Origin of the sequence: Alpinimonas psychrophila (genome assembly GCF_014137865.1) — a bacterium.
In the GTDB taxonomy this organism is placed as follows: Bacteria; Actinomycetota; Actinomycetes; order Actinomycetales; family Microbacteriaceae; genus Alpinimonas; species Alpinimonas psychrophila.
On record NZ_JACGWU010000004.1, the window covers coordinates 1 to 18,872 of the forward strand.

Genomic DNA, 18,872 nt, shown 5'->3' on the forward strand with positions numbered 1-18,872 from the left:
GTCACATCGGCGCGGGTCAAAATGTGAAGGCGTTCCAACTGATCACCGGCATCCCGAACGTAACGACGCACGGCCGAATCCGTCCATGCACCCTCGGTGTAGCCAAAGAAGCGAAGGTGCAACTCCACCAACCGCGCCGCATTGACGGTGGTTTCTTTATCGAAACGCAGTGCCTTCATGCGCTTCGCCACGAGCTTGGAGCCCACCAGGTCGTGGTGGTAAAAACTGACCACTCCTCCCGGTTCCAATTTGCGGGTTGCAGGCTTGCCAATGTCGTGCATCAGCGCGGCGATGCGCAAGGTGAGGTCTGGTTCCGCATCCGGATGCCGTGATTTTTCCAGCTCAATGGCCTGATCCAACACGGTCAACGTGTGCTCGAAGACATCTTTGTGGTGGTGGTGTTCATCGACTTCGAGTCTCAGTGCGGGAATTTCGGGAATGACCAGGTCGGCAACCCCCGTGCGACATAACAGTTGGATGCCCGCCCGCGGCGAGTCCGTCTTCAGCAACTTGCACAGCTCATCATTCACGCGCTCGGCAGAAATTTTGGCAATGGAGGCCGCCCGCTCGGCCATCGCCCACTCTGTTTCCTCGGTCAGCTCAAAGCCCAGCTGCGAGACGAAGCGCGCGGCTCTCATCATGCGCAGGGGATCTTCATCGAAGGAAATGGCGGGGGTCGACGGCGCTCGCAACCGGCGGGCAATGAGATCGTCAATTCCCCCGAAAGGATCCACGAGCACGAGTTGAGGAAGACGCACTGCCATGGCGTTGACCGTGAAGTCGCGGCGCGCCAAATCATCTTCGAGGCTCAAGCCAAAGGCCACCTCGGGTTTGCGAGTTTCTCCATCGTATTGGTCGACCCGATAGGTCGTAATTTCAACAGCTTCTCCCGCGATGCGGGCGCCGATGGTACCGAATTGCCGACCGATGTCCCAGTGGGTATCAGAAAGGGGAATGACGACGCCCAAAATTTCATCAGGCGTCGCGTTCGTCGTGAAGTCCAAATCGTTCACGATCCGGCCGAGAAAAGCATCCCGAACGGGGCCACCAACCAGGGCGAGTTCGAAGCCCGCCTGAGCAAAGGCAACCGAAAGCATTGAGACACTTGGCGTCTCGCTGAGACGGCGAAGCGAGTCGAGGGCAGTGGCGGCGCTGTGCATTCCTGAGATTCTACGCGGAGCCTCAAGCCCGGCAGGGCTCAAACGCCTAGAATTGCACTCATGTTGGCCGCCCCTGTGAGACGTGCCCGGCGCATGTTCGTGAGGCTCACCGTGGTCGCCGTTCTGGGCGCGGGCTTCTCACTTGCTCCCTCCGCGGCCTTAGTCCCCTCCGCTATTGCGGTGGAGAACGCCTCTGGCGAGGTAAGTGTCAGTATTTTTCCCACCTCGGGCGCGCCCGTGAGTGACAGTCAAGAAGTGGCCGTCACGGTGTCATTGGTCAACGATTCCCAGAAAGCGACGGCGGCCGGTCAGGTCGTTGTCACGACGGGTTCGGATCTTCTCGGTGACGCCGTCGCCCTGAACGACTGGCTCGCGAAGTCAGACGGCAAGAAAAAACCAGGGCAGTGGCTCGGCGTTTTGAACGCCCCAGCCCTGGCCGTGGGTGCCCACGCCGTGATCACGGCACGTCTGCCCCTCACCAATGCTTACTATGGAAGTTCTTGGGGTCCACGCGGTCTTGCCGCGGACCTGGAAGTGGGCGGAACAAGCGCCGGTACTGGGCGAGGAGTCCTCATTTGGGCCACCCCGGGAGCACCTCCTGCGGCCCACCTCGTCACGCTTCTTCCCGTCATTTCGCCACCCTCCGCCTCGGGGCTTCTTTCGTCCGAAGAACTCTCCGTGCTCACATCAGCCGAAGGTCTCCTCACAAGCCAGTTGGCCTTGGCTACCGGCCGGAACGTGACCCTTGCTGTCGATCCACGCATCATCGCCTCCATCGATGCTCTCGGCGAGAAGGCCCCCGCTGCTGCCCAGTCGTGGCTGGCTCGTCTCGCGGCCTTGCCGAACGAAAGTTTCGCCTTGGCCTACGCCGATGCCGACATTGCTCTGCAGGCACAGGCCGGCGCCACCGCCCTCGCAACGCCCGGCTTCGCCGACCAGCCCCAGCTTGTCGTCCCCGCTACGCCGAGCCCAACGGCAAGCCCCGTCCCCGACGCATCAGCGAACCCAAACGCAAGTCCCTCCGTACCCACGGCAGTGTGGTCCCCTATGCTCACCGGAATTGCCTGGCCAGCAGAAAATTCCATTGTCGCCACGGACCTGTCCGTTATTGCCCCCGTTCGTACGCAGTTCCTGGTGCTGTCCTCGTCCAACGTTGCGGCAGGCGCAAATTCCCCGGCGTTGACGTCCGTCGGGAGCCAGCGCACGCTCATCACAAATTTCGAATTGAGCCGTGCCCTGCAGGCCACTGGCTCGGCTGTAGACGACGTGCATTGGATGGCGAATGTCAGCCTCGCCTCGGCCTATCTCGCTACGACAGCTCTCAATCCCAACACCCAAGGTGATGCCATTGCAGCACTTTCCCGGGAGTCGTTGGGTGACGTCTCCGATGCAAGAATCGGGGAGGCTCTCGATCGGTTGAACGATCTCAGTTGGGTTGACGGCGGAACGCTGGGGAAGGTAATTTCATCGGCATCGGCTCCGAGCACCACGGTGGTTGACCAGCCCGAGAGCGAAGCTCGCGTCACAATAGCCCAGCGATTGTTGGAGAACCGCGACGCCCTCGCCCGTTTCTCCAGCGTTGTCGAAACCCCCGCTCTTGTCACAGACGCGTCAACGCGCCAGGAACTTGCACTGTTCTCCGTGGCCTGGACGTCTTCCAAAAGTTGGCCCCTCGCTGTCGACGCTCACCTTGCGCAAACCTCGAAAACGTTGAGTTCGATTCGCGTCGTGCCCAGCAGTGAAATTCAGATGGTCGGCGGCCAAGTCAACATTCCGATCACCATCGAAAATACGCTGACTGTTCCGGTGACCATCGTCGTTCACGCGACACCCTCCAATGGTCGAATCAGTGTGGACTCCGACGCGACCATCACGGTTCAGGGAGAAGCCCAGGCGAAAGCCTTAGTCCCCGTCAAAGCCCGCCTCAGCAATGGCAGTGTGGTGTTATCCGTTTCTTTGATTTCCCCGACCGGTGTGCCGATCGGAAGCTCCGTTACGCTCCCGGTCAACGTTCGCGCGGATTGGGAAAGTTGGGGCCTCGGCGGGTTAGGGGTTCTCTTCGCGGCATTACTCATCGCCGGTGTCGTGCGCACGGTCCGCAAGCGCCACGATGCTTCTGCCGCCGACGCTTTAGCCGCCGATGTGCGTGCCGGTACGCATGCGGATGTTCGTGGTTAGGGCGGCGGGTTCGCCCTCGATCGGGCGGTCGAGTTTTCTTTTGGGTTCGGGCACCGTAGTCTCGCGCGCGCTCGGGTTCGTGAAGACCATCATTTTGGCACAAACCCTGGGTGTCGTGGGGAGTGCCGGCGCTGACTCCTTCGCGGTGGCCAATCAACTTCCCAGTAGCATCTACGTGATTATTGCCGGGGGTGTACTGACCGCGACGTTAGTGCCGGCCATCGTGAAGTCTGCCCTTCATCGCGACGGCGGCATTGCATACATCAACAAGTTGATGACCATGGCCCTCGTGGTTCTGCTCGGCGTAACGCTGTTGGCAACCCTCGCGGCACCCTGGCTTGTGGCCCTTTTTGCGGGCTCCTGGTCCACCGAACAACTTGCTCTCGCCTCCGCCTTCGCGTACTGGTGTTTGCCGCAGATCTTCTTCTATGGCCTTTATACCGTTCTGGGCGAAGTTTTGAATGCCCGCGGATCCTTTGGTCCCTTCACGTGGGCGCCGGTTCTGAACAATGTCGTCGCACTTCTAGGCGTCATCGCCTTCATGGTCGTTTTTGGCGTTGACACCGGTGGGGAACGTTCGGTTACCGACTGGACGTCGTCCATGGTCAACCTTCTCGCCGGTACCGCCACCTTGGGCGTTGCGGCCCAGGCCCTCATCCTCATCGTTTTTTGGCGTCGACTCGGCCTCGGATTCCGCCCGGACTTCATCTGGAAGGGTGTCGGACTCCGAGAAACCGGGCGCGTTGCCGGCTGGACATTCGGCATCGTCTTGGTCACCCAATTGGGCGGCATTATCGAAACCAATGTTGTCTCTCAGGCCTCTGGTGTTGGGGCTTCCGTGTTCACGCTGGCAACGGCGTGGTTGATTTTCATGCTCCCGCACTCGATCATTGCGGTGTCCATGGGAACCGTCTATTTCACGCGGATGAGTGAGCACGCCGCGAGCAAAAAGATGGCGGAAGTCGAGGCCGATACCTCCGAAGCACTTCGCAATATTGGACTTCTCGTGGTTTGGGCCGCAGCCGGGTTGGCCTGCGTCGCTTACCCGGTTTCGACACTCTTTGCCGGGCAAGACTTTTTCGCTATCGCAAGTTTGGCAAGCCTCATCCAGATCTTGGTGATTGGTTTGCCGGCCTTCAGCGCTCTCTACGTTATTTTCCGGGTGTTTCTCGCGCTGGGCCGAGCTCGAGTGCTCTTTAACCTGACCCTCCTGCAGGTGGGTCTCTTCTGTGCTCTCGCTTTAGCTTCGTCTCTGTTACCCCTCGAGATGATTGCTCAAGGAGTGGCCGCCAGTCTCATCACCTCCGTCCTCGTGCAAGCTATCGTTTCCTACGCGCTTCTTCGCCGTCGCCTCAGCGGTCTCGATTCCCGTCGCCTGCGTGTGACCGGCCTTCGTTCCTACGTTGCTGGCGGTGTTGCAACCGTTGCCGGGGTGATTGCGGGCGCCGTTCTCGGGGCCTATTCTGAGGACGGCTTTGCTCTTGCCTCGGTCTTCGGAGCACTCATCGCGATGGTGTGCATCGGCCTCGTCGTCACGGTGGTCTACGCCCTGCTCCTCGGACTCTTTCGCACCTCCGAACTCGCTGCCGTCGTTCGCATGGTGCGCGTGAGAATTGGCCGCTAGTTCACTCCCCGCTAGATCCCCAAGGAATACACCGACCGTAGAATGTGTTTATCAACTTTGAGCCGTCACGCACGTCGTTTGTCGGCAACGCTAAGGAGCAGTTATGCGTCAAGTCATCATTATCGGGTCAGGTCCCGCGGGTTACACCGCTGCCATCTATGCTGCTCGCGCCAACTTTAAGCCCCTCCTCATCGCCAGCTCGGTTGAGGCCGGCGGAGAGCTCATGAACACCACCGATGTCGAAAATTTCCCCGGTTTCCCCGAGGGCATCATGGGGCCCGACCTCATGATCAAGATGCAGGAGCAGGCCGAGAAGTTTGGTGCCGAAATCTTACTGGATGACGTGACGAGCCTTGATCTTTCTGGCGAGGTAAAGAAGATTACGATCGGTAACGGTGACACCTTCGAAGCTCTCGCGGTGATTTTTGCCACCGGATCCGCGTACCGCAAGCTGGGCCTGCCCAATGAGGATCGCCTGTCAGGGCACGGTGTTTCGTGGTGTGCCACGTGCGACGGCTTCTTCTTCCGCCAGAAGACGGTGGCCATCGTCGGCGGCGGCGACTCAGCAATGGAGGAAGCCAACTTCCTCACCCGTTTCGCCGACAAGGTCTACGTCGTCCACCGCAAGGACAGTCTTCGGGCCTCAAAGATCATGCAAGATCGTGCCTTTGCGAATCCCAAGATTGAGTTTGTTTGGAATTCAGCCGTGGACGCCCTCCTGGGAGATGACGCCCTCACTGGCATCACCATCGAAGACACCGTCACGGGTGTTAAGCGCGATTTGCCCCTGGACGGGCTCTTTATCGCCATTGGAAATGATCCCCGGACCCACTTGATTCATGGCCAACTTGACCTCACCCCTGAGGGAACGATTGCCGTCAAGGGTCGCTCTTCCAAAACCAACCTCAGCGGTGTCTTTGCAGCCGGAGATGTCATCGATCCCACCTACCGCCAGGCAGTTACGGCTGCCGGTAGCGGAACGGTTGCTGCCCTTGACGCCGAACATTTTCTGTCAGCCCTTCCTGTCGCGGTACTCGCACAGGCCGAAATCCAGTAATTACAAAGAAACGAAGGAGATCCCCATGTCCACTGCACCAGCAGTGACCGATGCGACATTCGCAGCCCAGGTCCTCGCAAGTTCCAAGCCCGTTCTCGTTGACTTCTGGGCCGAATGGTGTGGCCCCTGCCGCGCCGTTGGACCCATTCTTGACCAGATCTTGCTCGAGAACGGCGACAAGATCGACATCGTCAAGCTCAACGTGGATGAAAACCCGCAGACGGCGGCTTTGTATCAGATCACCTCCATCCCCGCGATGAAGGTCTTCCAAAACGGTGAGGTCGTCAAGACCATCATCGGCGCCAAGCCCAAGCCCGCCATCGAGGCAGACTTGGCCGCGTTCATCGGCTAGTTCACGAAATCCGCACCCCACAAAAACCGCTTGGCCCTGTTGCCCGGCGGTTTTTGTGCGTGGATCCCCGTCATTTTGCGCGATAATTCAACACCGGGATTCATCCCCTGAGATGGCGGCAAGTAGCATGGCTCTGTGAGCGAAAATACTGAAGCCGGTCAGGCGATCAAGCTCGATCCTTGGTTTGGTCACTACGCCGACCGGGCGTCCGGCCTCAGCGCATCAGAAGTGCGCGCACTCTTTGCTGTCGCTTCACGGCCCGAAGTCGTTTCTCTCGCCGGGGGGATGCCTTTTGTGCGCGCCCTCCCCGAAGACCTCATTAATGGTGCTTTGTCGCGCGTCATGAGCGAACAGGGACCCACCGCTCTCCAATACGGTTCCGGCCAGGGCGTTCCGGCCCTGCGGGAGCAAATTCTCGAGATCATGGCGCTGGAGGGTATTTCTGCCAGTGTCGACGACATTGTGGTCACCACCGGAAGCCAGCAGGCTCTCGACCTCGTAACAAAGCTATTCATCAACCCCGGTGATGTCGTCTTGGCGGAGGCCCCCAGCTACGTGGGCGCCATTGGGGTCTTCCGTTCCTACCAGGCCCACATTGAACACGTCGACATGGATAACGACGGCCTCATTCCGGATGCGTTGCGGGCCGCCATCACACGCATGGGCGCCGAGGGTCGCACTATCAAATTCCTGTACACAATCCCTAACTTTCACAATCCCGCGGGAGTTACCCTCAGCGCAGAGCGACGTCCCGAAATCCTTCAGATTTGCCAGGACGCGGGAATTCTCGTGCTGGAAGACAATCCGTATGGGCTGCTCTCCTTTGATGAGGATGTGCCGCCGGCCATCCGCTCCCTGGATGAAGATGGTGTCATTTACTTAGGATCGTTCTCCAAGACCCTCGCGCCCGGTTTTCGGGTGGGCTGGGCCCTCGCGCCGCACGCAATCAAAGAGAAACTCGTTCTGGCGGCTGAATCGGCTATCTTGTGCCCCAGCTCCTTTAGCCAGCTTGTCATTAGTGAGTATTTGGCGTCGGCCGACTGGATGGGCCAAATTATCAGTTTTCGCGATGTCTATCGCGAGCGCCGAGACACGATGCTCACCTCCCTGGCCGAGCATCTACCCGAACTGTCGTGGACGGTGCCCAACGGTGGGTTCTACGTGTGGGTGACTCTGCCCGACGCCCTCGATTCGAAGGCCATGTTGCCCCGTGCCGTCACTGAACTCGTGGCCTACACGCCAGGGACGGCCTTCTACGCCGACGGCGGAGGTCGCCAGAACTTGCGGCTCTCGTTCTGTTATCCGACGCCCGAAAACATTCGCATCGGTATTCGCCGCCTTGCGACTGTCATCAACGGAGAACTCGACCTGTTGTCCACCTTTGCGGGCACGGGGTCACTCACGGCCTCCGCCGGTGAAGACAATGTAATTTCCCCTCCGCCCGACATGAGTTAGCCCACGAAAGGCTTTTTTCTATGAGCAATTCAGCGCCACTCACAATTACTGTGCTTGCCGGAGGAATCTCGCACGAGCGCGAAGTATCGCTTCGTTCGGGCCGCCGTGTCTCGGATGCCCTTCAGGGTTGCGGTCACAACGTGTCCCTCGCCGATCCCGATGCCTCCTTATTTTCCAACCTGATGGACTCGGCTCCTGATGTTGTCTGGCCAGCGCTCCACGGGTTCAGCGGTGAAGACGGTGCTCTCTTGGGGCTCCTCGAAGTCTCGGGCTACGCCTATGTCGGGCCCACGGCCGCTGCCGCGCGCTTGGCCTGGTCAAAACCCATTGCGAAGACCCTGGTGGCTCGTGCCGGTGTTGACACCCCCGAATCCATTACGTTGGCCCGTGAGGCCTTTAGGGAACTTGGGGCAGCCACCGTTCTCCAGCTCATCTCCGGAGCGCTAGGCCAGAGCCTCGTGGTCAAGCCGGCTTCCGGGGGGTCGGCGCAGGGTGTGACGATTGTCACCCGCGCCGACCAACTTCCTCGTGCCATGGTCGATGCCTACACGTACTCCGATGTCGCGCTCATCGAGAAGCATGTTGCCGGCGTTGAAGTATCGGTCACCGTCATCGACACCGGTGATGGCCCCCGGGCACTGCCGGCCGTGGAGATTGTTCCGCTCGACGGGGTTTACAGCTTTGAAGCCCGTTACAACGCGGGGGAGACGAACTTCTTCGTTCCCGCGCGCCTCTCCGATGCCGTATCCGCGCGCATCGCGGATGTCGCGGTGTCCGTGCACGAGACCCTGGGGCTGGACTACCTCTCGCGCATCGATCTCATCGTGGACGCGCTCGGCACGCCCTGGTTCCTCGAGGCCAATGCCCTTCCCGGCCTCACCGAGACGTCTTCGGCGCCGATCGCCATGGAGGCGGCCGGGTTTGAGTTGGGTGCGTTATACGAGACCCTTGCTCGGCGTGCCGTAGCCAATCGCGTTCGAAACTAGCCTCCGAAACTAACCTCCAAAGGGCTTTTCGCCGAGCTCCGTGAGAATTCGGTTGAGATCAGCAATAGTGGCAAATTCTATGCTGATCAGGCCTTTTTTAGCGCCGAGTGATACTTTTACGCGGGTGTCGAGGCGGTCACCGAGGTGTTCGGCAATCTCGTTGAGTTGACCTAGGCGGCCCCCCGCGGTGGCCTTGGCTTTAGCCTTCTTGGGTGTCTGCTGAGCCAGAGCCTCGGCTGCCCGAACGGAAAGCTCCTCGTTCACGATCCGGTCGGCGAGGCGCTGCATGGCCTCCGGGTCAACGGTAGCCAAAATCGCTCGAGCATGGCCCGCGCTTAGGACTCCGGCAGCAACGCGCAGCTGCACGGCCGGGGGAAGCTTGAGCAGACGCAATGTGTTGCTGATCTGTGGCCGCGAGCGGCCAATCCTCGTGGCGAGTTGCTCTTGCGTAATTCCAAAGTCTGCCAAAAGTTGCTGGTACGCCGAAGCCTCCTCGAGGGGATTCAGCTGGGAACGGTGGAGGTTCTCCAGCAGGGCATCGCGCAACATGTCTTCATCGGCGGTGTCCCGAATAATGACCGGGATGCTCTCCAGACCCACTTCCTTCGACGCACGCAATCGGCGCTCGCCCATGATGAGCTCATAGGTGTCTTGTCCCGGAATCTCCCGAACCACGATGGGTTGCAGAATTCCAATTTCGCGGATGCTGTGAACCAACTCCGCCAGGTCGTCCGCGTCAAAATCCTTCCGCGGCTGTTGCGGATTGGGGATGATTTTGTGCGGGGACACAAAAGCGAGGCGCGCGCCGGGAACCGGGACGAGCTCAGGTTCGCTCTGCGAAGAAGTTGCCGATGAGCTCGCTTTTATGGGGCCATTCGCATTGCCGGCGCCGGTCGGAACGGAGCCGAGCTGATCTGGGAAGAAGACGTCGACGGGACGCGACTTGCCTTCCTCCCCTACTGGCTGCGATGGAATCAACGCGCCAATACCGCGGCCAAGACCGGTTCTCTTTGGTGACGCCATTATTGGGCTCCTTGCTGCGCGTCGACGGCACCGCGTTGAGCAATCTCAACGGCGGCTTCGATATAGGAAATGGCCCCGACGGACGTGGGGTCGTAGCTCACAACGGTCTGACCGTAGCTTGGTGCCTCGGAAACGCGGACAGCGCGGGGTATCACGGAGGAAAGCACAAGCTCGGGAAAATGCGTGCGAACATCGTCGGCTACTTCATTAGCCAAGCGCGTCCGTGCGTCAAACATCGTCAATAAGATCGTCGAGACGCGGAGGTTGGGGTTGGTATTGGCCGAAACACGTTCGATCGTCTTCAGTAGCTGGCTCAGCCCCTCGAGGGCGTAATACTCGCATTGAATGGGGATCAAAACTTCACGAGCCGCCACAAAGGCGTTGAGGGTCAAGAGCCCGAGCGAGGGAGGGCAATCGATAAAGACGTAGTGGAACGGGGCCGAGGAATCCGTGAGTAACGTATGAATCGCTGCGCGCAGAACGAACTCTCGGCGCTCGGCATCCACCAGTTCGATCTCCGCACCGGCCAGATTGATGTTGCTTGGGGCACAGAAAATATCACCCTGTTCGGGACTGGCTTGAATAACGTCGCTGAGTTTGGCATCGCCGATCAGCACATCATAAATGCCCGGAACTCCCTCGTGATGATCGATGCCCAAGGCCGTGGATGCATTGCCTTGAGGATCAAGGTCAATCACCAGAACACGAGCCCCCAGCCGCGCCAACGCGGCAGCAAGGTTGACGGTCGTTGTCGTCTTGCCAACGCCCCCCTTTTGGTTAGAGACCGTCAGGATGCGTGTAAAGGCAGGTAACGGGGGTGCTACATCCGCTAAAATCTTGCGGCGGCTCGTCAAATTCGCCAACTCCCGCGCCAACGGAGAATCGTTTGCGTTCGAGACTCCCGCAAGGGAATTTTCCGAATGTTTCACGTGAAACCTTTGCTTAAGTCTGGAGGCGGATGGGCAACTGCTGGCTAGTTAACTGTAGCCCTCACGACGCGCGTCACTTCGGCCAATAAGCCCTCGCCCAACGTAAGAACTTCCAGGTTTTGGAGGCGGTAGGTCCTAATTTGCTTTGCTGCCGATTCAATTTCCACCTCGGCGCTCTTTCCCTTCATGACCACGATTTCTCCCCCGGAGCGCACCAAGGGAACAGTCAGCGGAATCAGTTTTTTCAGCGCGCTCACGGCGCGTGCTGTCACCTGGTCGAAGCCTTCGCCGATGCGAACATCTTCGGCGCGTTCCCGCAGGACCGTCGTGTTTCTCAAACCCAACTCAGCGATTTGGTTGTTGAGCCACGCGACGCGACGCTCCATGGGTTCAATCAACACGAGTTCCACGTCGGGCCTGGCAATAGCGAGCACGAGACCCGGTAGGCCGGCCCCGCTTCCAACATCCCCCACGACACCGTCGGTCATGAGCAGGGGCGCCATGACGGCGCAATTCAAGATGTGACGGGTCCACAAACGTGGAAGTTCCAGCGGCCCAATGAGGCCGAGTTCTTCGCCGAACTGAGCCAGGTTCGCCGTAAATTTGCGGGCCACGGCCACGTTTTCGCCGAAGATGAGCTCGGCAACAGCCGGCTCCGTTTCATAAACCGTGGTCAATGTTTCACGTGAAACTATTTGCCGGCAGTGATGACGGTGTGACGATCCTTGCCTTCACCGCTGGAGTTCGAGACGAAACCGCGCTCGGACACAAGATCGTGCACAAGTTTGCGTTCGTAGGAGCTCATGGATGGGAGCGCTGCCGAAGCCGAACCGCCGGTGATCCGAGAAATAGCGGCGTCTACGAGCGCGGAAAGTTCTTTTTCGCGAGCTTGGCGTGAGCCTCCGACATCGAGAATTAGCCGAGAGAATTCTCCAGTTTTGTTCTGCACGGCGAGACGAGTGAGTTCCTGCAGGGCCGCGACGGCATCCGGGGCGGATAGACCGCGAAGGTTTCCCTCATCCGTTGCCGTAACCGAAACGTAGGCCCGGCCGTTGCGAGCATCAATATCGAGATCGCCATCAAGGTCGCAGATGTCAAGGAGTTCCTCGATGTAGTCTGCCGCCACATCACCCTCGTGCTCGAGTTCGTTTACCGCGGGGGTCTCCCCCTCGGCTGCCTGGGCTGTTTCGGCCACATCAACAGCGGGAAGGGCGGGGGTTGCGGTTTCTGTTACATCGGTCACTGTGGGCTCTTCTTTCCGGGCTTCTTCTTAGATCTATTCTTTCCCAGAGGCTGCTGACGCTGCGTGGGCTTGGGTTCGGGTTCGGGTTCGTTAGCGTCCGGTGTGCCGTCCGCAAGTTGCGCGATGCCCTTGCGAGCGAGGCGCTCCTCACGTGCTTTGGCTGCTTGGCTTCCCGGAGTTGGCATATTACGAATAACAATGAACTGCTGCCCCATGGTCCAGAAGTTGGAAACCAACCAGTAGAACATCACGCCCAGGGGGAAGGTGAAACCGGAGAAAGCAAACACAAGGGGGAGAAGGTACAGGAGGATGCGTTGCTGGCGGAACGTGGGGCTGGCCTTGGTCTCCTCAGACATGTTCTTGGAAACGATCTGAAGTTGCGTAATGAACTGCGACCCCGTCATCAGAATGACCATCACGACAGCGATGATCATGACAGAGACCTGCTGAGGTACCGCATTGGCGGCGCTCGAGAAGCTGCTGTGCAGGGGAGCGATCCCAAATAATGAGGCCCCACCGAACTGGGCAGCCAATTCCGAACTGAGGGGTCCAACGCCCGCCTTGCTGTTCTGGGCCTCGTTCAGTACCGAGAACAAGCCGAAGAAAATTGGCATTTGGAGCAAGAGAGGAAGACAGCTGCTTAGCGGGTTACTTCCCGTGCGTTTGTAAAGCTCCATTGTCTCGCGGGACATGGCTTCACGGGAGAACTGATCCCGTTTTCCTTTGTACTTATCTTGGATCTTCTTGAGTTGCGGCGCGATCTCGAGCATCTTGCGCTGGCTCTTGATTTGCTTGACGAAAACAGGAATGAGAGCGGCGCGGACAACAATAACGAGACCAACGATCGCCAAGACCCACGTCGCTCCCGCCGTTGGGTCCATGCCAATAGAGGTCCACACCCAGTGGAAGAAGACAAGAATGAGCTCAATCGCCCATTTAATGGGCCACAGAATTGTGCCGATAATATCCATAGTTTTGAGCCTTACGCCCTTCCGTCACTGTTCATCACGACAAAACCGAACGTCGTGACGCGAAATCTTTGATGTCGTACAGGTGGAACATCGTCCACCCCACCGCGTGCCCACGGGTGACATCTTCCTAGCCTACGCAACGTCAGCGCCGAACCGAGGACGAGACCCCGCTGCTGAATGGCCTGCAAACCAAAGTGTGAGCATGACGGGTAATAGCGGCAGACATCCCCATAGAGCGGTGAGATGAGCATTCGATATGCCCGAAGGAGGAGAACCGCAATATTGCGCGGGAGGAGGTAGAGAAAAACGGCACTCTTAGTGATGGTCGGGCTCACGGTGCCGTCACCCCCAACAATGTTCGAACTTCGGTACGGAGCTGATCCCAACTTGCATCAGCGGAACCGGGAAGAGCGCGGATAACAACGTCGCCCACGGGTTCGGTCATCAATTCGCGGGCGATTTCTCGTAGCCGCCTCCGCACCCGATTTCTTGTTGGCGCATTTCCCACTGCCTTTGACGAGACAATGCCAAAGCGTGTTCCTCGATCGGACGGCACGGAAACAGGGGAGTTGTCCTCTTGGGAAACGAGGAGGCTGTGGCACACCACGAACTTTCCTGCTTTACGTCGCCCGCGACGAGCCACCCGGGTGAAGTCACGCGGGTGAGTGAGGCGGTGTGCCCGATCGAGCACGTGCGGAACTAAGCGGAGAGTTCGATGCGACCCTTGCGACGGCGAGCACCCAAAATGGCGCGGCCGGCACGGGTACGCATGCGCAGACGAAAGCCGTGCACCTTGGCGCGACGACGGTTATTGGGTTGGAACGTTCGCTTGCTCATAAGTCAATCTCCAGGAAAACTGATGTCGCGTGCCCCACTAAAGGTCACAAAACAAAGGGATGCACACATGGCATCAACCGATTAAATCTAAGGGGTCACAGGGCCTGCGTCAAACCGAGTGACGTGAACCACGCGATTATGGTGAGAAATCTGCTGATTTGGAATGAGCGACACGCCCGAATGAAAAAAATTGAGTTGCTGATATTCACAGCTTTCGCTAACGTCTATAAAAGTTATCCCCAGCCCGTGCACGCCTGCAACAAGGAATTTTCACGCGGCCCCCACACCTTTCGGTGGATAACTTTTATTCAGATTTAGGGTAGGCATATTTCATGGAAGACGACGACCTTCGGTTAACCTGGTCCAAAATTTTGACGGCTCTTACTCAGGATCCAGGAGTGACCGCCCCCCTCTACGGTTTCGCAAGTCTCATTGAGCCCAAGGGCATCATGGCCGGAACAATCTATCTTGAGGTTCCCAACGATTTCACGCGGAGCATGATTGAGCAGCGCTTGCGCACGCCGCTCCTGATCGCTATCGGTCTCTTAGGAATCGACGCCAAAATTACGACCTTCGCCATCGTGGTGAACCCTGATCTCGGTGCTCCGTCAGCACCCGATGAACTTGCTCTGGAGGCGGAGCCGGAAAATCGTAATCCGCCCACGGCACCAACGATCATGGCTGCATCCCCAGAAACAGAATCCCGCCTTAATCCCAAATATAACTTCGACAGCTTCGTGATTGGGTCTTCCAATCGCTTTGCTCACGCTGCCGCTGTTGCCGTGGCAGAAGCTCCCGCTAAGGCGTACAACCCGCTCTTCATCTATGGTGATTCAGGATTGGGAAAGACGCACCTCCTGCACGCCATCGGCCACTATGCCCAAAGTCTGTATCCCACCATTCGCGTGCGCTACGTGAGTTCTGAGGAATTCACGAACGATTTCATCAACTCCATTGCCAATAACCGCGGTGCTGCATTTCAATCGCGCTACCGCAATATTGACATTTTGTTAATTGATGACATTCAGTTTTTGCAGGGTAAAGCAGAAACCCAAGAAGCGTTCTTTCACACCTTCAACACGCTTCACGATCACAACAAACAAGTTGTCATTACGAGCGATTTGCCTCCAAAGCACTTGACGGGCTTCGAGGACCGCATGCGGACCCGCTTTGAATGGGGGCTCATTACCGATGTCCATACCCCCGACCTTGAAACCCGTATCGCCATTCTTCGCAAGAAAGCCGAACGAGAAAAACTGACAGCCTCGGACGATATTTTGGAATTCATTGCCTCCAAGGTGACGAGCAATATCCGTGAACTTGAGGGAACCCTGATTCGGGTCACGGCCTTTGCAACTCTCAATCGCGAGCCGATAAATCTTTCCCTGGTCCAAACAGTCTTGAAGGACCTCATCACTCTCGACGAGGACAACATCATCGCTCCGGTCGACATCATCAATAACACCGCGGACTATTTTCGCTTGGGAATTGATGAGCTCACGGGTACCTCGCGGGCACAAGCGATTGCCACGGCTCGGCAAATTGCGATGTATCTCTGTAGAGAAATGACAAATCTTTCGTTGCCAAAAATTGGGCAGCTTTTCGGTGGGCGCGATCACACAACCGTCATGCACGCGTGTAAGAAAATTGCCGAGCTCATGAAGGAACGTCGTTCCATTTACAACCAAGTAACAGAACTTACGACGCGAATAAAGCAAGGAACCGCCTACGCTCACAATGGCATCCACTAGGACTAAAGCCCTTAGTTGTGCACCTGTGGATAATCATGTGGATAAAAAGCAAACACGCCGGTCCGGGTTGTGAAGAACTTCGCAAATGTTGTGCGTAACACGCTGGACAGGCATCGACAGTTCAATGAACATAACGAAGTTTGAACCCCCTCACCCACAACTTACAAATCTGTAGTTCCCTGTAGCCAACAGGAAAGTTACAAAGTTATCCACAGTATCCACAGTGGTTAATAAGAATAAAGAGTTAATTATTAAAGAGATGACATGAGGATGACATTTACTCCGGAGGCTCCCGCGCCCCAGTGGATGCCGACCAACACCGATAGCATGAAGCTCACCCCTCAGCGGGAGAAAAACAGGAGGTTAAGACAGTGAAGTTCCAGGTCAACAGAGATGTTCTCAGTGAAGCTGTCTCTTTCGCAGTAAAGCTCCTTCCCGCCCGAACCACTTTGCCGATCCTGAGTGGTGTCCTTATTGAGGCCACGAGTGAAGGTCTTGTGCTTTCCTCGTTTGACTATGAGGTTTCTACTCAAACAAAAATCAGCGCGACTATTGAAAGTGAAGGTCGAGCACTCGTTTCGGGCCGACTCTTGTCAGAAATCGCCAATAGGCTCCCCAATGCGCCCGTCACATTTGAGACGATTGATTCACGGATTCACGTTCGCTGTGGACAGGCCAATTTCACGCTCCTCTCCATGCCGGTCGATGAATATCCCACAATTCCGCAGGTTGAGGGTGAAACCGGTGTTATACCCGCCGAAGACTTTGCTGCCGCTGTTGCTCAAGTGGCCGTAGCCGCCTCACGCGACGATGTCACCCCCGTCATTACCGGGGTTCAACTTGAAATCTCGGGCACGAATCTTTCCATGATTGCCACCGATCGCTATCGTGTTGCCATTCGTGATATTCCTTGGGAATCACGCAACGGCGACGGCGATATTGCTGCTCTCGTCCCCGCTAGAACAATTCAAGAAATTGGCAAGACATTTGGTCACGGCGGCAATATTTCAATTTCGATCACGAGTAAAGATGACCGCGAGCTAATTGCGTTCACCGCCGACAACAAAACGGTGACGTCACTTCTCATCAAGGGGAATTTCCCCCCGGTCAAGCGGCTCTTTCCAGAAACCGTCGAGAACTACGCGGTCGTTAGTACGAGTGATCTCATTGAAGCTACGAGACGCGTTAAATTGGTGGTCGAGCGTGAGGCTGCTCTCCGTTTCACCTTTGAAAACAACTCGCTCACACTGGAGGCTATCGGCGGCGAACAGGCACAAGCATCCGAGACGATTGATGCTGCCATTACTGGTCCTGCCCAGGTCGTCGTTTCTTTGAAGCCAGATTTTCTACTGGATGGTTTGGGCGCGGTCCATTCTGAATTCACGCGGATCGCTTTTACATCGGTAGATAATCCTGGCAAGCCAGGACCCGTTCTGATTACGAGTCAGACATCGAAAGAAAGCAACTCTGAGAATCCTTATCGTTACCTTCTGCAGCCGAACCTGCTGTTGCGTTAGTGCATTAGTTCCCTCACGCTGAGAGTTTTTACATGCGAGTGAGTTCGATTAGTCTTCGAGATTTTCGCAACTATGCCGAAGCAGATATTACTATCGAACAAGGATGCGTTGTTCTGGTGGGGTCCAACGGTCAAGGAAAAACGAACCTGATCGAAGCCATTAACTTTTTGGCCACTTTGGGGTCTCACCGCTCCAGCACGGAAAGCGCGATGATTCGAACTGGGGAAGACGCCGCGATAATTCGCGTGCACCTGGCGCACGATGACCGGCAAATTCTCTTGGAAGCGCAGTTGAACCGTGAGGGCCCTAATAAAGCGCAGTTCAACCGTTCGACGGCCCGGTTGCGTGATTTTCCCCGCTACATTGCGACCGTTCTATTTGCCCCCGAAGACCTTCTCCTGATTCGGGGAGACCCGGCTAGCCGAAGACGTTTTCTGGATGAACTCATCGTCACGCGGACCCCACGGTTATCCTCAATTCTGAGTGACTACGAGCGCGCTCTCAAACAACGAAACACTCTCCTCAAAACTGCCAGGTTCTCCGAAGCCTCTGTGGGAAAATTGTCAACCCTAGATATTTGGGACGATCGGTTGGCGACACTCGGTTCAGAAATTATGGTCGAGCGGCAACGGCTCGTTCGCGATTTGGCCGGGCCTGTTGCCGCTGCGTACGAGTCCATTGCTGGCGCGGACCATCATCCGGAATTGTTAATGAAAGAAAGCGTTCTACTCCCACTCGGTGACTCAACTATTGACCAGACAACGCAGGCGTTTCTTGCGGTTCTCAATTCGAACCGCGCTACAGAGGTCGAGCGCGGAATGACACTCTATGGCCCCCACCGTGATGATGTTGAGTTCTCCCTCAACTCGTTGCCTACAAAAGGCTATGCCAGCCATGGTGAAACCTGGTCGTTTGCACTGTCCCTTCGCCTCGGTGCGGCTCGGCTCCTCCGCGCCGAATCTGTGCTCGGGGACCCCATTCTGATTTTGGATGACGTCTTCGCAGAGCTCGACGCGTCGCGTCGCGAGCGCCTTGCGAGCGCGGTCAGTGATTTTGAGCAAATATTCATCACAGCGGCTGTTGTGGAGGACGTGCCGGCGGCCCTCCTCCAGCACGTCTTCAGAGTTGAGCGCGGAACGATTGCTCGGGCATTGAAATGACCGACGAAGAAACGCCAGAGATGTTTCACGTGAAACAATCCGCGGAAGCAAACGAATCTTCGTCAATGTATGAGCGCCTCAAATCGAAGGCGACGGGGGTCCCATTTAAATCACGCCGGAAAGGTGGCCCCCGGCAATACCGCAACATGGACGCGCCTGGAGAAGCACCATTTACTCCGGGCCGAGATCCTCGCGGGTTGGGATCTGTACTCGAGAATCTCACCGCAGATCTTGGGTGGAGTTCGACACTGGCCAAGTCTCAACTGATTATTTCGTGGGCGGATGTTGTCGGCCCCGACATTGCGGCGCGCACAAATCCAGTGGCTATTGAGGACAATACGCTCACGGTTGCGTGTGAATCGACAGCGTGGGCAACACAGCTCAGGCTCATGAGTTCGGAGATTCTGACAAAAATCCTGCAAAAATTCCCCGAGGCTGACGTCACAGGGATTCGCTTTCAGGGGCCTAACGCACCCTCCTGGAAAAGGGGTCCCAGATCAATTCCAGGGCGCGGCCCTCGCGATACTTACGGGTAGGAACGCAAAACAGGTCACCGGGCCATAAAAAACGTCTCACGCGGCCGTTTATCCCCCACCTGGGGCCTTCCACTTGGTAGACTGAAGGGTCAT

Annotated in this window: 19 protein-coding genes; 10 read left to right on the forward strand and 9 right to left on the reverse strand. The window is 57.3% G+C overall.

Annotation, left to right across the window (positions count from 1 at the left end):
- Nucleotides 1–1,160: CCA tRNA nucleotidyltransferase (locus tag FB555_RS06930; protein WP_182484758.1), on the reverse strand; the 1,160-nt coding region annotated here is incomplete at its 3' end.
- Nucleotides 1,161–1,220: 60 nt separating this feature from the next.
- Between FB555_RS06930 and FB555_RS06935 the strand changes: the two genes are divergently transcribed.
- From FB555_RS06935 to FB555_RS06960, 6 genes are all read left to right on the forward strand, one after another.
- Nucleotides 1,221–3,338 carry a DUF6049 family protein gene (locus FB555_RS06935; protein ID WP_182484759.1) on the forward strand — a complete coding sequence of 706 codons (2,118 nt, stop codon included), beginning with the start codon at nt 1,221–1,223 and terminating at the stop codon, nt 3,336–3,338.
- Entirely contained in the window at nt 3,325–4,962 is a 1,638-nt protein-coding gene (murJ, locus tag FB555_RS06940) for a murein biosynthesis integral membrane protein MurJ (protein WP_182484760.1), read from the forward strand. Before FB555_RS06935 ends, murJ begins: the two co-directional genes overlap by 14 nt.
- Before the next feature lie 103 nt (nt 4,963–5,065).
- A complete protein-coding gene (trxB, locus tag FB555_RS06945) occupies nt 5,066–6,019 on the forward strand; it encodes a thioredoxin-disulfide reductase (protein WP_182484761.1) in 954 nt (317 codons plus the stop codon).
- Between the two features lie 25 nt (nt 6,020–6,044).
- Nucleotides 6,045–6,371, forward strand: a complete 327-nt coding sequence (gene trxA / locus FB555_RS06950) for a thioredoxin (RefSeq protein ID WP_182484762.1) — start codon at nt 6,045–6,047, stop codon at nt 6,369–6,371.
- A gap of 135 nt (nt 6,372–6,506) precedes the next feature.
- Nucleotides 6,507–7,826, forward strand: a complete 1,320-nt coding sequence (locus FB555_RS06955; RefSeq protein ID WP_182484763.1) for an aminotransferase class I/II-fold pyridoxal phosphate-dependent enzyme — start codon at nt 6,507–6,509, stop codon at nt 7,824–7,826.
- Between the two features lie 20 nt (nt 7,827–7,846).
- Nucleotides 7,847–8,812 carry a D-alanine--D-alanine ligase family protein gene (locus tag FB555_RS06960; RefSeq protein WP_182484764.1) on the forward strand — a complete coding sequence of 322 codons (966 nt, stop codon included), beginning with the start codon at nt 7,847–7,849 and terminating at the stop codon, nt 8,810–8,812.
- Nucleotides 8,813–8,821: 9 nt separating this feature from the next.
- Here FB555_RS06960 and FB555_RS06965 read toward each other — a convergent pair whose 3' ends face one another.
- From FB555_RS06965 to rpmH, 8 genes are read right to left on the reverse strand one after another with little or no spacing between them, the layout of a single operon-like run.
- Entirely contained in the window at nt 8,822–9,835 is a 1,014-nt protein-coding gene (locus FB555_RS06965; protein ID WP_182484765.1) for a ParB/RepB/Spo0J family partition protein, read from the reverse strand.
- The gene (locus FB555_RS06970) at nt 9,835–10,764 is read right to left on the reverse strand and encodes an AAA family ATPase (RefSeq protein ID WP_182484766.1); all 930 of its coding nucleotides are present in this window, start codon (nt 10,762–10,764) and stop codon (nt 9,835–9,837) included. The genes FB555_RS06965 and FB555_RS06970 overlap by 1 nt, the downstream gene beginning before the upstream one ends.
- A gap of 44 nt (nt 10,765–10,808) precedes the next feature.
- A complete protein-coding gene (rsmG, locus tag FB555_RS06975; protein WP_182484767.1) occupies nt 10,809–11,441 on the reverse strand; it encodes a 16S rRNA (guanine(527)-N(7))-methyltransferase RsmG in 633 nt (210 codons plus the stop codon).
- Nucleotides 11,442–11,455: 14 nt separating this feature from the next.
- Nucleotides 11,456–12,007: a Jag family protein gene (locus FB555_RS06980; protein ID WP_182484768.1), complete on the reverse strand. Its 552-nt coding sequence runs from the start codon at nt 12,005–12,007 to the stop codon at nt 11,456–11,458.
- On the reverse strand, nt 12,004–12,978 hold the full coding sequence (gene yidC / locus FB555_RS06985; RefSeq protein WP_182484769.1) for a membrane protein insertase YidC: 975 nt from the start codon (nt 12,976–12,978) through the stop codon (nt 12,004–12,006). Before yidC ends, FB555_RS06980 begins: the two co-directional genes overlap by 4 nt.
- 11 nt (nt 12,979–12,989) lie before the next feature.
- Nucleotides 12,990–13,313, reverse strand: coding sequence for a membrane protein insertion efficiency factor YidD (gene yidD, locus FB555_RS06990; protein ID WP_343046424.1), 324 nt, complete (start codon nt 13,311–13,313; stop codon nt 12,990–12,992).
- A complete protein-coding gene (gene rnpA, locus FB555_RS10885) occupies nt 13,310–13,669 on the reverse strand; it encodes a ribonuclease P protein component (protein ID WP_182484770.1) in 360 nt (119 codons plus the stop codon). Before rnpA ends, yidD begins: the two co-directional genes overlap by 4 nt.
- A gap of 8 nt (nt 13,670–13,677) precedes the next feature.
- Nucleotides 13,678–13,815: a 50S ribosomal protein L34 gene (gene rpmH, locus FB555_RS07000; RefSeq protein WP_134507576.1), complete on the reverse strand. Its 138-nt coding sequence runs from the start codon at nt 13,813–13,815 to the stop codon at nt 13,678–13,680.
- A 332-nt stretch (nt 13,816–14,147) separates the two neighbouring features.
- Here rpmH and dnaA point away from each other — a divergent pair, with 332 nt between their 5' ends.
- From dnaA to FB555_RS07020, 4 genes are all read left to right on the forward strand, one after another.
- Nucleotides 14,148–15,566 carry a chromosomal replication initiator protein DnaA gene (dnaA, locus tag FB555_RS07005; RefSeq protein WP_182484771.1) on the forward strand — a complete coding sequence of 473 codons (1,419 nt, stop codon included), beginning with the start codon at nt 14,148–14,150 and terminating at the stop codon, nt 15,564–15,566.
- 371 nt (nt 15,567–15,937) lie between these two features.
- Nucleotides 15,938–17,083, forward strand: a complete 1,146-nt coding sequence (dnaN, locus tag FB555_RS07010) for a DNA polymerase III subunit beta (protein ID WP_182484772.1) — start codon at nt 15,938–15,940, stop codon at nt 17,081–17,083.
- Nucleotides 17,084–17,115: 32 nt separating this feature from the next.
- Nucleotides 17,116–18,243, forward strand: coding sequence for a DNA replication/repair protein RecF (recF, locus tag FB555_RS07015; RefSeq protein ID WP_182484773.1), 1,128 nt, complete (start codon nt 17,116–17,118; stop codon nt 18,241–18,243).
- Between the two features lie 146 nt (nt 18,244–18,389).
- Nucleotides 18,390–18,779, forward strand: a complete 390-nt coding sequence (locus FB555_RS07020; RefSeq protein WP_246323646.1) for a DciA family protein — start codon at nt 18,390–18,392, stop codon at nt 18,777–18,779.
- Nucleotides 18,780–18,872: the final 93 nt, after the last annotated feature.

Excerpts from the sequence above, each read along its gene's own strand:
- rpmH (WP_134507576.1), bottom strand. The coding sequence starts at position 13,815 with ATGAGCAAGCGAACGTTCCAACCCAATAACCGTCGTCGCGCCAAGGTG.
- murJ (WP_182484760.1), top strand. The coding sequence starts at position 3,325 with ATGTTCGTGGTTAGGGCGGCGGGTTCGCCCTCGATCGGGCGGTCGAGT.
- dnaA (WP_182484771.1), top strand. The coding sequence starts at position 14,148 with ATGGAAGACGACGACCTTCGGTTAACCTGGTCCAAAATTTTGACGGCT.
- recF (WP_182484773.1), top strand. The coding sequence starts at position 17,116 with ATGCGAGTGAGTTCGATTAGTCTTCGAGATTTTCGCAACTATGCCGAA.
- FB555_RS06965 (WP_182484765.1), bottom strand. The coding sequence starts at position 9,835 with ATGGCGTCACCAAAGAGAACCGGTCTTGGCCGCGGTATTGGCGCGTTG.
- trxB (WP_182484761.1), top strand. The coding sequence starts at position 5,066 with ATGCGTCAAGTCATCATTATCGGGTCAGGTCCCGCGGGTTACACCGCT.
- yidC (WP_182484769.1), bottom strand. The coding sequence starts at position 12,978 with ATGGATATTATCGGCACAATTCTGTGGCCCATTAAATGGGCGATTGAG.
- FB555_RS07020 (WP_246323646.1), top strand. The coding sequence starts at position 18,390 with ATGGACGCGCCTGGAGAAGCACCATTTACTCCGGGCCGAGATCCTCGC.
- trxA (WP_182484762.1), top strand. The coding sequence starts at position 6,045 with ATGTCCACTGCACCAGCAGTGACCGATGCGACATTCGCAGCCCAGGTC.
- FB555_RS06935 (WP_182484759.1), top strand. The coding sequence starts at position 1,221 with ATGTTGGCCGCCCCTGTGAGACGTGCCCGGCGCATGTTCGTGAGGCTC.
- FB555_RS06960 (WP_182484764.1), top strand. The coding sequence starts at position 7,847 with ATGAGCAATTCAGCGCCACTCACAATTACTGTGCTTGCCGGAGGAATC.